Source organism: Stenotrophomonas sp. NPDC078853 (assembly GCF_044901215.1).
In the GTDB taxonomy this organism is placed as follows: domain Bacteria; phylum Pseudomonadota; class Gammaproteobacteria; order Xanthomonadales; family Xanthomonadaceae; genus Stenotrophomonas; species Stenotrophomonas lacuserhaii.
On the sequence record NZ_JBJDOQ010000001.1, the window covers coordinates 159,588 to 172,089 of the forward strand.

General features: G+C 69.0%; 15 protein-coding genes. 6 read left to right on the forward strand and 9 right to left on the reverse strand.

Annotated elements, in window-relative coordinates; all coding sequences use genetic code 11:
- Positions 1-87: 87 nt before the first annotated feature.
- The 8 genes from ACI2JH_RS00675 to moaA are packed head-to-tail and all read right to left on the reverse strand — an operon-like array spanning position 88 to position 6,224.
- Positions 88-783: an ATP-binding cassette domain-containing protein gene (locus tag ACI2JH_RS00675; protein ID WP_404735132.1), complete on the reverse strand. Its 696-nt coding sequence runs from the start codon at positions 781-783 to the stop codon at positions 88-90.
- Positions 773-1,456 carry a molybdate ABC transporter permease subunit gene (gene modB, locus ACI2JH_RS00680; protein ID WP_349998274.1) on the reverse strand — a complete coding sequence of 228 codons (684 nt, stop codon included), beginning with the start codon at positions 1,454-1,456 and terminating at the stop codon, positions 773-775. The genes ACI2JH_RS00675 and modB overlap by 11 nt, the downstream gene beginning before the upstream one ends.
- Positions 1,457-1,459: 3 nt before the next feature.
- A complete protein-coding gene (gene modA, locus ACI2JH_RS00685; protein WP_404735133.1) occupies positions 1,460-2,203 on the reverse strand; it encodes a molybdate ABC transporter substrate-binding protein in 744 nt (247 codons plus the stop codon).
- Between the two features lie 14 nt (positions 2,204-2,217).
- Positions 2,218-2,709, reverse strand: a complete 492-nt coding sequence (locus ACI2JH_RS00690) for a molybdenum cofactor biosynthesis protein MoaE (RefSeq protein WP_182656114.1) — start codon at positions 2,707-2,709, stop codon at positions 2,218-2,220.
- A gap of 2 nt (positions 2,710-2,711) precedes the next feature.
- Positions 2,712-2,972, reverse strand: coding sequence for a MoaD/ThiS family protein (locus tag ACI2JH_RS00695; protein WP_404735134.1), 261 nt, complete (start codon positions 2,970-2,972; stop codon positions 2,712-2,714).
- On the reverse strand, positions 2,969-4,225 hold the full coding sequence (locus ACI2JH_RS00700) for a molybdopterin molybdotransferase MoeA (RefSeq protein WP_404735135.1): 1,257 nt from the start codon (positions 4,223-4,225) through the stop codon (positions 2,969-2,971). Before ACI2JH_RS00700 ends, ACI2JH_RS00695 begins: the two co-directional genes overlap by 4 nt.
- The gene (gene moaCB / locus ACI2JH_RS00705) at positions 4,222-5,220 is read right to left on the reverse strand and encodes a bifunctional molybdenum cofactor biosynthesis protein MoaC/MoaB (protein WP_404735136.1); all 999 of its coding nucleotides are present in this window, start codon (positions 5,218-5,220) and stop codon (positions 4,222-4,224) included. Before moaCB ends, ACI2JH_RS00700 begins: the two co-directional genes overlap by 4 nt.
- An 8-nt stretch (positions 5,221-5,228) precedes the next feature.
- On the reverse strand, positions 5,229-6,224 hold the full coding sequence (gene moaA / locus ACI2JH_RS00710; protein ID WP_319278048.1) for a GTP 3',8-cyclase MoaA: 996 nt from the start codon (positions 6,222-6,224) through the stop codon (positions 5,229-5,231).
- A gap of 282 nt (positions 6,225-6,506) precedes the next feature.
- On the opposite strand from moaA, the gene ACI2JH_RS00715 reads away from it, so the two are divergent.
- Positions 6,507-7,292 carry a DeoR/GlpR family DNA-binding transcription regulator gene (locus ACI2JH_RS00715; protein ID WP_404735137.1) on the forward strand — a complete coding sequence of 262 codons (786 nt, stop codon included), beginning with the start codon at positions 6,507-6,509 and terminating at the stop codon, positions 7,290-7,292.
- Between the two features lie 20 nt (positions 7,293-7,312).
- On the forward strand, positions 7,313-8,449 hold the full coding sequence (locus tag ACI2JH_RS00720; protein WP_404735138.1) for an MFS transporter: 1,137 nt from the start codon (positions 7,313-7,315) through the stop codon (positions 8,447-8,449).
- 11 nt (positions 8,450-8,460) lie between these two features.
- Here ACI2JH_RS00720 and ACI2JH_RS00725 read toward each other — a convergent pair whose 3' ends face one another.
- Positions 8,461-8,757 carry a DUF3817 domain-containing protein gene (locus tag ACI2JH_RS00725; RefSeq protein ID WP_223181708.1) on the reverse strand — a complete coding sequence of 99 codons (297 nt, stop codon included), beginning with the start codon at positions 8,755-8,757 and terminating at the stop codon, positions 8,461-8,463.
- A 175-nt stretch (positions 8,758-8,932) separates the two neighbouring features.
- Here ACI2JH_RS00725 and mdcA point away from each other — a divergent pair, with 175 nt between their 5' ends.
- The 4 genes from mdcA to mdcE are packed head-to-tail and all read left to right on the forward strand — an operon-like array spanning position 8,933 to position 12,500.
- Complete coding sequence (gene mdcA, locus ACI2JH_RS00730) at positions 8,933-10,576, forward strand: malonate decarboxylase subunit alpha (protein ID WP_404735139.1); 1,644 nt, start codon at positions 8,933-8,935, stop codon at positions 10,574-10,576.
- Between the two features lie 12 nt (positions 10,577-10,588).
- Entirely contained in the window at positions 10,589-10,912 is a 324-nt protein-coding gene (gene mdcC, locus ACI2JH_RS00735) for a malonate decarboxylase acyl carrier protein (RefSeq protein WP_101100640.1), read from the forward strand.
- Entirely contained in the window at positions 10,909-11,799 is an 891-nt protein-coding gene (locus tag ACI2JH_RS00740; protein ID WP_349998266.1) for a biotin-independent malonate decarboxylase subunit beta, read from the forward strand. Before mdcC ends, ACI2JH_RS00740 begins: the two co-directional genes overlap by 4 nt.
- Positions 11,796-12,500: a biotin-independent malonate decarboxylase subunit gamma gene (gene mdcE / locus ACI2JH_RS00745; protein ID WP_404735140.1), complete on the forward strand. Its 705-nt coding sequence runs from the start codon at positions 11,796-11,798 to the stop codon at positions 12,498-12,500. The genes ACI2JH_RS00740 and mdcE overlap by 4 nt, the downstream gene beginning before the upstream one ends.
- The last annotated feature ends 2 nt before the right edge of the window (positions 12,501-12,502 follow it).

A 12,502-nucleotide genomic window follows, 5' to 3' on the forward strand; every position in this document is an offset into this window, starting at 1 on the left:
TTCGCGCGTCGTGGGCAGCGCGTCGGGCGCCGTGTGCGCGCCGATTTCCGCGACCCTCGCGACCCTGCACGCTAGCGGACCGGCAGCTCAGCGCGACGGCGATGAAGCGCGTTCGCCGGCCGCTGCCGGACCGCCGTCAAGCAGATGCAGGACCTGCTCACCGAACACGGCCACATCCTCTGGATCATGGCTAATCAGCAACAACGGCATGCCGGCCTGCTCGAGCACGGCCTGCAGCTCGATGCGCAGGTGCGCACGCAGATCGTGGTCCAATGCAGCGAAGGGTTCATCCAGCAACAGCGCACGGGGACGCGTCACCAGCGCCCTGGCAAGCGCGACGCGCTGCCGTTGCCCGCCTGAAATCTGCGACGGCAGCAGTTCACCAAGACGGTCGATGCGCAGCACGCGCAGCCAGTGCTCGACCTCGGCATGGCGGCTGCCGCGCCGCGCGTTCCACCATCCGCGCTGCACCCCGAAGGCCACGTTCTGGCGCACGGTGAGGTGCGGGAACAGCGCGTAATCCTGGAAGACGTAGCCCAGCCGGCGAGCGCGTGCGGGCACGCAGATCCCCGCTTCGGCGTCGAACAGCACCTGGCCGTCGAGCACGATGCGACCAGCATCAGGCCTGAGCAACCCGGCGATTGCTTTCAGGGTGAGGCTCTTGCCCGCCCCGGAGGGACCGAACAGCACCACGCGACGCTGCGTGCACTGCAGGTGCACCTGCAGCCGGAAATGTTCGCCCGAGGCATGCAGGTGGCGCTGGATGTCCGCGTCAAGCCACATCGCGGGCCTCCCTGCGTCGTCCACCGACCAGCCGGGCCGCGACCAGCAGCACCACGATGCACACCGCCGAGGTGAGCAGCACCAGCGCATTGGCGCGCCCATCCTGGCCGGCCTGCACCGCTTCGTAGATGGCGATGGACAAGGTCTGCGTGCGCCCGGGAATGCTGCCGGCCACCATCAGCGTGGCGCCGAATTCCCCCATCGCGCGGGCGAACGCCAGCAACAGGCCCGCCAGGATGCCGCGCCAGGCCAGCGGCAGCGTAATGCGGAAGAACACCGCCGCTTCGCTGGCACCCAGCGTGCGCGCCGCCTGCTCCAGTTGCCCGTCCACGCCTTCGAAGGCCGCGCGCGCCGGCTTGAACACCAGCGGCAGGGCCGCGATCGCAGCGGCGATCACGGCCGCCTGCCAAGTGAAGACCAGGTTGATGCCGAAGCTGGACTGCAGCCACCCCCCGAGCGGACCATTGCGGCCAATCAGCACCAGCAGGTAATAGCCCAGCACGGTCGGCGGCAGCACCATCGGCAGGGTCAGCAGTGTGTCCAGCAGTTCGCGCCCGGGGAAGCGGCGGCGCGCCAGCAACCAACCCAGCGCCACACCCAGCACGAGGTTGATCGCGGTGGCCCATCCGGCCACTTTCAGGGACAACCCGAGTGCGCTCCAGTCCAGGTCCATCGATCAGGGCGAGCTGAAGCCATGCCGGCGCAGGATCGCCTGGCCCGCTGCCGACTGCACGAAGGCGACGAAGCGCTGCGCTTCGTTCGCCCTCCTGCTGTGCGAGGCCACCGCCAGTGGATAGGTAATGCCAGCGCTTATCGGGACCTGGAACGCACGTTTGACACGGCCTGGCATCGCCTGCGCGTCGGTGGCATAGACAAAACCCGCGTCCACCTCACCGCGCGCCACGTAATCCAATGACTGGCGCACGTTCTGGGTGGTGATCGCCTTGCGCTGCACGCCCGTCCACAGTGCGGCGGACTGCAGCGCGGCGCGTGCATAACGCCCCACCGGCACGCTGTCCGGGTTACCGATGGCTACCCGCGTGACGTCCGGTTGCGCAAGTGACCGCAACGAGGTCAGGGGCAGGCGGCTGTCCGGCGGCACGATCACCCACAGGGCGTTGCGCGCGAATACCCGGCGCGTGGCCGGGTCCACGTGGCCGCCCTTCACCGCCTGGTCCATGGTCGCTTCATCGGCCGATGCCAGCACGTCCACCGGGGCACCGCGCGCGATCTGCTGCAGCAGCACGCCGGAGGCGGCGAAGTTCAGGTCGACCCGGGTGCCCGGATGGGTCTTCTGGTAGGCGGTTGCGATCTCGCGGAAGCTCTCGGTCAGGCTCGAGGCCGCCGACACGGTCAGGTCCGCCGCACTCGCCAGGGGCGCAGCGGCGAGCAGCAGCAACGCGGTGATCCAGGCTTTCATCTGGCAGGTCTCTTTCATGCTGCGGGGGGCGGCGAGGCGGGGCCGGCACCCTCGGCGAGGTGGCACAGCGAACAGCCTTCGCTCCAGACACTGTCGCCGTCCTGGTAGTGCTCCTGTTTCCAGATCGGACTGCGGTGCTTGACCGCTTCGATCAGCGCGCGGCAGGCCTTGAAAGCCTCGTCGCGGTGCGGTGTTCCGGCGGCCACCACCACCGCCGTATCGCCGACCCCCAGGCGGCCCTTGGCATGTGCCACGTAGAGTTTCACCCGCGGCCCGAACTGCCCGCGGACCTCACCGACCAGTCGTTCGAACTCAGCCATCACCAGCGGCTCGAACAGATCGTAGGTGATGCCCAGTACGGCGCGTCCCTGGTTGAGGTCGCGCACCTTGCCGATGAACACATCGATGCCGCCGAAGCCGGGATCGGACACGAAGGCGATCGCCTCGGCCGCGTCGATGGCCGCGCCGGCGCGGTCGACGATCATCCACTGGTCCTGCTCTGCCATGCTCATCCTCCGCTCACCGGTGGCAGGATCGCCACGCGCCCGTCATCGGGCAGCGCGTCATCATCGCGCAGGACGCGCTGCTGGTCGGAGAACGCCGAATACTCCAGCAATCCAGCGCGGAACGCGGGCCAGCGCACCGGCAGCAGCGCTTGCAGCGCCGCGCGCAGATCCGCCACCCGCCCCCCGGCCACATCCACGGCGATTTCGCGCGTGGGTTCCAGTTCGGAAAACGCGCCGAACAACTGCACCCTCACCTGCCTCATGCCTGCTCCTTTCCATTCAACTGCAGGGGCGTCGCGTGGCCCCAACCCAGCACCTGCACCCGGCTTCCCGCCGGGGCACGGTCACCTGTTCCGTCCAGTACCGCCCACGCATTGGCCCGCAATGAAGACTTCAGCCGGAACGACTCCTGCCCGGCCAACACGCGCACCCCCAGCTGACCACTGGCATCGATCTCAACCCGCGCACGCGCATGGAAGCGCAGGCCTTCCGGTTTGTCCGCAGCGGCCAGCAGCGGCAACTGCAAGGGAACCTCCGCGGGCAGGCCGAGCATGCCGCGCAGCAGCGGCTCCACGAAGAAGCGCTGACCGACTGCGGTCGATACCGGATTGCCCGGCAGGCCGAAGTACAACGCGCCGCAGGGCAGTCGCGCGAACAATACCGGCTTGCCCGGGCGGATCGCCACCTTGTGGAACAGGATGTGCGCCCCGCGCGCCTGCAACGCGGCAGGAACGAAGTCGTAGCGGCCGGCAGACACCGCGCCGGTACTCACCAGCACCTGTGCGCCAGCCGCGAGCGCCCGGTCCAGCGCCGCATCAAAGGCGGCCACCTCGTCACCCACCAGCGCATCGGCAACCACCTGTGCACCGGCCGACTGCAGCCGGGCGATCAGCGCGGGCCGGCTGCTGTCACGGATCTGTCCGGACTGCAGTGCCTGGCCGGCCTGGCTGACCAGCTCCTTGCCGGTGGTGATGACGGCCGCGCGCGGACGCGCCCTGACCCTCACCTGCGCGGCGCCGATGGCATGCAGCAGGCTCAGCGCATTGAGGTCCAGGCACTCACCTTCTGCCAGCACCTGTTCGCCGGACTGCACATCCTGGCCGCGCAGGCGCACGAACTGTAAAGGCGCTACGTCGGCGCGCAGGCGCACCCGCAGCGGGCGTCCGCCTTCGCTGCGCAGGATCTCCACCTGCTCCACCGGCACCACGCTGTCCAGGCCATCCGGAAGACGTGCACCGGTCATTATTTCCCATGCCCCGTTGCCCGCCACGCTTGCCGCATCCCCGGCGGCCTGCCAACCGAACACATCGAATTCACTGCCCGCCGTGGCCATGGATCCGTCCAGGCGCAGCGCGAAGCCGTCCATCGCGGAATTGTCGAACGGAGGAACGCACTGCGGGCTGTAAACGGCCGCGGATAGCGTGCGGCCGCACGCCTGGTCCAGCGCGACCGGCTCGTCCGGCAACAACGGTGCCGCCTCCAGCACGATGCGCAGCGCCTCGGCATAGGCGATCACGCGTGCCCCCTGCCCGTCACCATCGCCAGGGCATGGCCCAGCAACGGCGCCAGCATCTCCAGGCATTGCGCGGCGGCGCGCGGGCTGCCCGGCAGGGCGAACACCAGCATGCCGCCCAGCTGCACCGCCTCGGCCCGACTGAGCCAGCCCATCGGCGTGTGCTGGGCACTGAGCGCGCGCAGCATCTGCGCCAGCCCCTCGACCCGCCGGCCGCCCAGCGACTGCAGCGCTTCAGGGGTCAGGTCACGCGGCCCCAGGCCGGTGCCGCCGGTGCACAGGCACAGCTGCACGCCCTCGGCCGCCAGCGCGCGCAGGCGCAAGGCAAGCGGCTCGATGCCATCAGCCAGCACCTCGGCAAACGCGACCTCCGCGCCCAACGCCTGCAGGCCCTGCACCAGCACCGGCCCGGAACGGTCCTCATAGCGGCCATCGCTGGCACGATCACTCAGCGTCAGCACCGCGCTGCGTGCGCCCTGCAGCTGCAGCGGCGGACGCGGGGCGAAGCGTTCGGTTTCCTGCGCATCCATGCCCTGTGGATGGACCCATACCCCGCGCTTGCCCCCTTCCTTGAACAGCAGCCGCACGCCACTGATCTCCAGCGCCGGTTCCACTGGTTTGGTCAGGTCGTACAGGGTCAGCAGCGCGGCGTTGACCCCCGCCAGCGCTTCCATCTCCACACCGGTACGGGCCTCGCTGGCGCACTCGCACCACACGCGGATGGCGTGTCGTCCGGGCACCGGCGCACAGTGCACGCGCACCAGTTCCAGCGGCAGCGGATGGCACAGCGGCATCAGCGCGGAGGCCATCTTGGCGCCCTGCAGCCCGGCGATTTCAGCCATCACCAGCGCATCGCCCTTGGGCAGGCGGCGCTCGAGGATCATCGGATACGCCAGCGGGCCGGCCAGCAGCTCGCCGACCGCCACCGCGCGGCGTCGGGTGATCCGTTTGTCACGCACATCGGCCATGTGGAAGGCCGCGCTCATCTCACCACTCATGCTGTGTTTCATCCTCCAATGGAGGCCAGGTGCGGGATCAACCCGGTCTGGCCCTGGTGCAAGCCGTGGCCGGCCGCCTTCAACCCGAGTTGGGTCGTGATGCGGGCCAGCAGGGCGTCGAAGTCGTCGTCGGACTGCAGCAGCGGGCGCAGCGGCACGCCGAATTCACCGAACAGGCACAGCCGCAGGTCACCACGCGCGGTCACCCGCAGGCGGTTGCAGCTGCTGCAGAAATCACGGGCGTACGGCGCGATGATGCCGACCGTGCCACGGTGCCCCGGATGGCCGAACTCACGCGCCGGCCCGGCATCGGGATAACGCGGACGCTCGCTCCAGCCGGCCTCCAGCAATTGGGTGATGACCTCGTCCGCGCGCCGGTGGTGCTGCAGGAAGTAGGCCTCGTTGTCGCCGGTGCGCATCAGTTCGATGAAGCGCACGCTGACCGGTCGCTCGCGCAGGAAGTCCATCCACTGCGGCAGCTCGTCATCATTGACGCCGCGCAGCAGCACCGCATTGAGTTTCACCGATGGAATATCCAAGGCCTGCGCCATCTGCAGGCCCTGCAGGATTTCCGGCTGCCGGTCGTGGCCGGTCAGGGCATGGAAACGATCGCGCCGCAGGCTGTCCATGCTGACGTTGAGCGCGGTCAGCCCGGCACGATGCCAGCCGGGCAACCGACGGGGCAGCAGCGTGCCATTGGTGGTGATGGCCACCTTGCGGATGCCCGGCACGGCGGCAACCACTTCGATGATCTGCTCCAGGTCCTTGCGCAGGCTGGGCTCGCCACCGGTCAGGCGGATCTTGTGCATGCCCAGTGCCGCGAAGCCACGCACCAGCCGCTGGATTTCCGCCACGCCAAGAAACCCCGGGCCGGCTTGGCCGTGATAGCCATCGGGCAGGCAGTAACTGCAGCTGAAGTTGCAGGCTTCGGTGAGCGACAGTCGCAGGTAGGGGAAACGACGGCCGAAGCTGTCCCCGAGCGCAGTGGCGCTCCCATCGACCATCGCGCCGCTCCGTCCTACCGCCATGCCTTGACCATCCTTCCGGTTTCCTTCGCCATCATGCTCTGCAGCGTACCGGTCGTGCCGTCGCGATGGGATGACTTTCGCGCGTGTCACGCGGCGGCGCCACCACGTTGCCCGGGCAGCGGAGGCGCTGCAGGCCAGTGAATACGTATGCACGCCGATGCACGATCTTGCACGAACGTGCATGCACTCGATAGCATGGCGATCCGCCCAGACCGCGTGCCCGCCCATGCCCTGCCCGTTGCGTACGGCACCACTCCAATGAACAGTGCCGACACCCTGCCCGGCGAGCGCCAGCAGGCCATCCTGCAGTTGCTGCGCGAACACGGCCGTGTCCTGGCCACGCCGTTGGCACTGCAGTTCGGCGTGTCGGAGGATTCCATCCGCCGCGACCTGCGCGACCTCGCCCAGCGCGGTCTTTGCCGGCGCGTGCACGGCGGCGCGTTGCCACTCACTCCGACCTTCCCGCCGCTGGCCGAGCGCCAGCAGCAGGACCTGCCGCGCAAGCAGGCACTCGCCGAGCTGGCGGCCGGCCTGGTCCGCCACGGTGAGCTCATCGCGCTGGATGCCGGATCGACCAACAGCGCCATCGCCGCGATGTTGCCGCGTCATCTGCAACTGCGGGTGGTCACCAACGCACCGGACATCGCCCTGCTGTTGATGGCGCGCGAGGGCATCGAGGTCAGCCTGATCGGCGGCCGCCTGGACCGGCGTTCCGGCGGGGTGCTCGGCAGCCAGGCGATGGAATGCCTCGCCGGCCTGCACGTGGATGTCTGCTTCGCCGGCACCTGCGCGATCGACAGCGAGGGCACCGCCTGGGCCGTGGACGGCGAGGAAGCCGCGTTCAAGCGGGCGCTGGTGCGCTGCGCCGACCGGGTGGTCGTGGTAGCCGGCAATGAAAAGCTCGGCGCCATCGCCAGCCATCGGATCGCCTCGCGCGAGCAGGTTGACGTGCTGCTGCTTGAAGCCGATGCGCCCGCCGCGCTGGTCGATGCGCTGCGCCTGCAGGGGCTGGACGTGATCGTCAGCGCCGCTCCTTCCATCTGACTCCCCTACCGAGCCTACCGATGTCTGCAGCCTCCTTCCCCGTTGGCGCGCGGCAGCAACATGCCACGCGTGCCGTGTTCTTCCTGCCCGGCTTCGCCATCGCGGCCTGGGCCCCGCTGGTTCCCTTCGCCAAGGCACGCACCGGCCTGGATGAAGGCGGCCTCGGCCTGACCCTGCTCTGCCTGGGCGCCGGCTCGCTGCTGGCGATGCCGGTGGCCGGCGCCCTGGCGGCCCGCGTCGGCTGCCGCGCGGTGATGCTGGTGACCCTGCTGATGGCCGGCCTGACCCTGCCGCTGCTTGCCATCGCACCGTCGGCGATCAGCCTGGCGCTGGCCCTGTTCGTGTTCGGGGCAGGTATCGGCGCCTGCGACTGCGTCATGAACCTGCAGGCGGTGATGGTCGAGCGCGATGCCCGGCGCCCGATGATGTCCGGATTCCACGCCTTCTACAGCATCGGCGGGGCAGTCGGCGCGGCGGCGATGACCGGCCTGCTCGCGCTCGGCGTGGCGCCATGGCTCGGCGCCTGCCTGCTGGTGGCGGCGATGGCCACGGTGGTGCTGGTGGCCGCGCCGCACTGGCGCGAAGAGCGCGCCGCCGGTGATGCGCCGATGTTCGCCATTCCACGCGGGATCGTACTGCTGATCGGCCTGTTGTGCTTCGTCGCCTTCCTCGGCGAGGGCGTGATGCTGGACTGGAGCGCAGTGTTCCTCAACCAGGTGCAGGACGTGCCGACAGGCCGCGCGGGACTGGGCTTCCTGGTGTTCTCCGTTGCGATGACCGTCACCCGCCTGTTCGGTGATCGCGCTGTGGCGTGGCTGGGCGCGCAGCGTGCGGTGCTGATCGGCGGCGCGGTGGCGGCCGCTGGCCTGCTGTTGGCCACCTTCGCCAGCGCGCTGCCGGTTGCACTGATCGGTTATGCGCTGGTCGGCCTGGGCTGCGCCAACATCGTGCCGGTGCTGTTCACCCTGGCCGGCAACCAGAAGGCGATGCCGGAAAGCCTGGCGATTCCGGCGGTCACCACGCTCGGCTACGCCGGGGTGCTGGCGGGCCCGGCGCTGGTCGGCTTCGTTGCCCAGCTGAGCAGCCTGGTGACCGCCTTCGTGCTGGCGGCCATCGCCCTGCTGCTGGTCGGTATTTCGGCGCGCGCGGTGCGCTGAGCGGCGGCGTCTCAGCGCTGGACCGACAACAAGCCGCGGCGGCGGAACCACCATTCCAGCGGCAGGGTGACCAGCGGCGGCACCGCCGCCAACAGCGCCAGCAGGGTCGCCCACCACGGCCAACGCAGGCGCAGTGCAGCCACCACGGTCACCGCCACGTAGGCCATGAATACCACCCCATGCAGGCGGCCGAACAGCCAGACCACCGATTCGGTGGTCTGCGGGCCGTATTTCAGCCACATGCCCAGCAGCAGGCCTGCCCAGGTCAGGGCTTCGAAGAAAGCAGTCCACGCAAACACGCGGCCCATCGGACTGATCGGGCGAAGAGAGGTCAAGCAGAACTCCGGTGGTGGGGCCAAAGATACGGATGATACGCATCCGCAGTGGTTAGCGGGTACGTGCATTCCTGGTGCACTCGCGCTTGCAGGCCCCTCGGTCCGGTGATAACGTCGTAATTACTCCGTAATTACCAAGGTCAGTGGCATGACCCGTGTCTGGAACACCCTTGAGCAACAGCGCCAACAGCGGCTGCAGCGGGCCGCCGAGGCCGGACTGCAGCGCGAGGTGCCGCATACCCGCGTGATCGACCTGTTCGAGGCGGTCGTCGAACCGGGCGACCGGGTCTGCCTGGAAGGCAACAACCAGAAGCAGGCTGACTTCCTTGCCGAGTCGCTGGCCCAGGTCAATCCAGAACGGGTGCGCGACCTGCACATGGTGCAGTCGGTGTTGTCGCTGCCTTCGCATCTGGACGTATTCGAGCGTGGCATCGCCAAGCGCCTGGACTTCTCGTTCTCTGGACCGCAGGGCGCGCGGCTGGCCGGGCTGGTGGCCGAAGGCCGCATCGACATCGGCGCCATCCACACCTACCTGGAGCTGTTCGGCCGCTATTTCATCGACCTCACCCCGAAGATCGCACTGGTGGCCGCGCAGGCCGCCGACCGCCACGGCAACCTCTACACCGGTCCCAATACCGAGGACACCCCGGTGATCGTGGAGGCCACCGCGTTCGGTGGCGGCATCGTCATCGCCCAGGTCAACGAGATCGTCGACACGCTTCCCCGCGTCGACATCCCGGCCGACTGGGTCGACTTCGTGACCCTGGCGCCGCGTCCCAACTACATCGAACCGCTGTTCACCCGTGATCCGGCGCAGATCTCCGAGATCCAGGTGCTGATGGCGATGATGGCGATCAAGGGCATCTACGCCGAATACGGCGTGCAGCGCCTCAACCACGGCATAGGTTTCGATACCGCGGCCATTGAACTGCTGCTGCCCACCTATGCGGAGTCGCTGGGGCTGAAAGGCAAGATCGGCAGCCACTGGGCGCTCAACCCGCATCCGGCGCTGATCCCGGCGATCGAATCCGGCTTCGTCAAATCCGTGCATTCCTTCGGGTCCGAGCTGGGCATGGAGAAGTACATCCAGGCCCGCCCGGATGTGTTCTTCACCGGCGCCGACGGCAGCATGCGCTCCAACCGCGCGTTCTCGCAGACCGCCGGGTTGTATGCCTGCGACATGTTCATCGGCTCTACGCTGCAGATCGACCTGCAGGGCAACAGTTCGACCGCGACCCGCGACCGCATCGCCGGTTTCGGCGGCGCGCCGAACATGGGCTCCGACGCCCGCGGCCGCCGCCACGCCAGTCCGGCCTGGCTGAAGGCCGGCCAGCAGGCCGCCCTGCCCGGCCAGATGCCGCGCGGACGAAAGCTGGTGGTACAGATGGTGGAAACCTTCCGCGAACACATGGCGCCGGCGTTCGTCGACCGTCTCGATGCCTGGGAACTGGCCGAGCGCGCGAACATGCCGCTGCCGCCGGTGATGATCTACGGCGACGATGTCACCCACATCCTCACCGAAGAGGGCATCGCCAACCTGCTGCTGTGCCGTACGCCGGAAGAGCGCGAACAGGCGATCCGCGGGGTCGCCGGCTACACCGCCGTCGGCATGGCGCGCGACAAGGCGATGGTGGAGAACCTGCGCGACCGCGGCGTGATCCGCCGCGCCGAAGACCTTGGCGTGCGCAGCCGCGATGCCAGCCGCGACCTGTTGGCCGCGCGCTCGGTGAAGGACCTGGTGCACTGGTCCGGCGGCCTGTACGACCCGCCCAAACGTTTCCGCAACTGGTAAGGGACACTCTCCATGGAAACCCTTCGTTATCGTTTTCCCGGCACCCAGGAACTTGGCAGCGCCGAGCTGCATGCGCTGGTCGGCGTGGTCGCCTCCGGCAACCTGGAAGTGCTGGTCGAGCCGGCCCCACTGGATGGCGCGATGGAGATCGAAGTGATCACCTCCGCGCGCGGGTTCGGCGATGTCTGGCAGGCGGTGCTGGCCGATTTCGCCGCCCGCCACCCGCTGCGCGATGTCCGCCTGTCACTGAATGATGCCGGCGCCACCCCGGCGGTGGTCAGCCTACGACTGCAGCAGGCGCTGGAAACCCTTGCCGAACGCGGGAGTGAGGCATGAACCAGCGCAGCTACTACGAAGCCGATGCGCGCGAGCGCATCGAGGGCCTGCTGGATGCCGGCAGCTTCAGCGAATTCTTCGGGCCGCGCCGCCGCACCATCAGCCCGCACCTGGCGCAGCTGGACGTGCCCGGCGCGTTCGACGATGGCATCGTGGTCGGTGCCGGGCGCCTGCAGGGGCGCGAGGTGCTGGTCGCTGCACAGCAAGGCGCCTTCATGGGCGGCGGTGTGGGCGAGGTGCATGGCGCCAAGCTGACCGGCCTGCTGGAACGCGCCCGCGAGCAGCGCCCGGACGCGGTGTTGTTGCTGCTGGACAGCGGCGGGGTGCGCCTGCATGAGGCCAATGCCGGGCTGATCGCCATCTCCGAAATCATGCGCGCGGTCCTTGCCGCACGCGCCGAGGGTGTTCCGGTCATCGCGCTGGTGGGCAGCGGCAATGGTGCATTCGGTGGCATGGGCATCGTCGCCCGCTGCTGCTCGGCCGTGCTGATGTCCGAAGAAGGCCGTCTGTCGCTGTCAGGCCCGGAGGTGATTGAAACCGTCCGCGGCGTGGAAGAGTTCGACTCGCGCGATCGCGCGCTGGTGTGGCGGGTGACCGGTGGCAAGCACCGCTACCTGACAGGCGAGGCATCCGCGCTGGTGGCCGACCACATGCAGGCCTTCGCCGATGCCGCGGTCGCCGCGATTGCCGCGTGCGACCCGGACCAGGATCCGCTGGCCGCGCTCGAACAGGCGCAGCAGCAGCTGGAAGCGCGGATCGCCGCTTACGGCGACTGCCGTGACGCGCTGGAGATATGGGCCCGCCAGGGCATCGCCGATCCCGACCGGCTGCCGCTGCTGGATACGGCCGCCTTCCTCGACGCGGTTGCCGCGCGGAGCGTCCCATGAACCTTGACCAGTTGCTGCCGGCGCTGTTCCCCGCCGGCCATCGCATCGAACGCAACGACGACGTGCTGACCGGGACGGCAACCACCGCCGCCGGCGAGGTGACGGTGATCGGCACCGCCAACAAGCTGGAGGTCGGCGTGGACCATGCGCTGGCACTGTCGGCCTGCGTGCTGGCCAGTACCCGCGGCCATCCCACACGACCGATCGTGATGCTGGTCGATACCGCCGGCCAGCGGCTGGCGCGGCGCGATGAACTGTTGGGCATCAACGGTTGCTTCGCCCACCTGGCGCGCAGCCTGGAGCTGGCGCGCCGGCGCGGCGCCGCTTTGGTCAGCCTGGTCTACGGTGAATCGGTCAGCGGCGGTTTCCTGTCCTTCGGCCTGATGGCCGACCGCATCTTCGCCCTGCCCGAGGCACAGGTACGGGTGATGGACCTGCGCGCGATGGCGCGTGTCACCAAGCAACCGCTGGAAAAGCTGCAGGCACTGAGCCTGAGCTCGCCGGTGTTCGCACCCGGCGTGGACAACTACGTAAGCATGGGCGCGGTGGAGGCGGTCTGGCAGGGTGACCTGGCCGCCGCGCTGGCTGCCGCGCTGAGCGAACCGCAACGGCTCGACCTGCGCCGAGAGCGCGGGCTGGAACGTGGCGGTCGCTTGCTGGCGCACGACGTCGCCCGCGCCGTGGCCGCAGGCGAGGCCTGAAA

What these genes read in the sequence shown, in the direction of transcription:
- ACI2JH_RS00675 (WP_404735132.1), bottom strand. Translation starts at nt 783, where the DNA reads ATGTGGCTTGACGCGGACATCCAGCGCCACCTGCATGCCTCGGGCGAA.
- modB (WP_349998274.1), bottom strand. Translation starts at nt 1,456, where the DNA reads ATGGACCTGGACTGGAGCGCACTCGGGTTGTCCCTGAAAGTGGCCGGA.
- modA (WP_404735133.1), bottom strand. Translation starts at nt 2,203, where the DNA reads ATGAAAGCCTGGATCACCGCGTTGCTGCTGCTCGCCGCTGCGCCCCTG.
- ACI2JH_RS00690 (WP_182656114.1), bottom strand. Translation starts at nt 2,709, where the DNA reads ATGGCAGAGCAGGACCAGTGGATGATCGTCGACCGCGCCGGCGCGGCC.
- ACI2JH_RS00695 (WP_404735134.1), bottom strand. Translation starts at nt 2,972, where the DNA reads ATGAGGCAGGTGAGGGTGCAGTTGTTCGGCGCGTTTTCCGAACTGGAA.
- moaCB (WP_404735136.1), bottom strand. Translation starts at nt 5,220, where the DNA reads ATGAGTGGTGAGATGAGCGCGGCCTTCCACATGGCCGATGTGCGTGAC.
- moaA (WP_319278048.1), bottom strand. Translation starts at nt 6,224, where the DNA reads ATGGTCGATGGGAGCGCCACTGCGCTCGGGGACAGCTTCGGCCGTCGT.
- ACI2JH_RS00715 (WP_404735137.1), top strand. Translation starts at nt 6,507, where the DNA reads ATGAACAGTGCCGACACCCTGCCCGGCGAGCGCCAGCAGGCCATCCTG.
- ACI2JH_RS00720 (WP_404735138.1), top strand. Translation starts at nt 7,313, where the DNA reads ATGTCTGCAGCCTCCTTCCCCGTTGGCGCGCGGCAGCAACATGCCACG.
- ACI2JH_RS00725 (WP_223181708.1), bottom strand. Translation starts at nt 8,757, where the DNA reads ATGGGCCGCGTGTTTGCGTGGACTGCTTTCTTCGAAGCCCTGACCTGG.
- mdcA (WP_404735139.1), top strand. Translation starts at nt 8,933, where the DNA reads ATGACCCGTGTCTGGAACACCCTTGAGCAACAGCGCCAACAGCGGCTG.
- mdcC (WP_101100640.1), top strand. Translation starts at nt 10,589, where the DNA reads ATGGAAACCCTTCGTTATCGTTTTCCCGGCACCCAGGAACTTGGCAGC.
- ACI2JH_RS00740 (WP_349998266.1), top strand. Translation starts at nt 10,909, where the DNA reads ATGAACCAGCGCAGCTACTACGAAGCCGATGCGCGCGAGCGCATCGAG.
- mdcE (WP_404735140.1), top strand. Translation starts at nt 11,796, where the DNA reads ATGAACCTTGACCAGTTGCTGCCGGCGCTGTTCCCCGCCGGCCATCGC.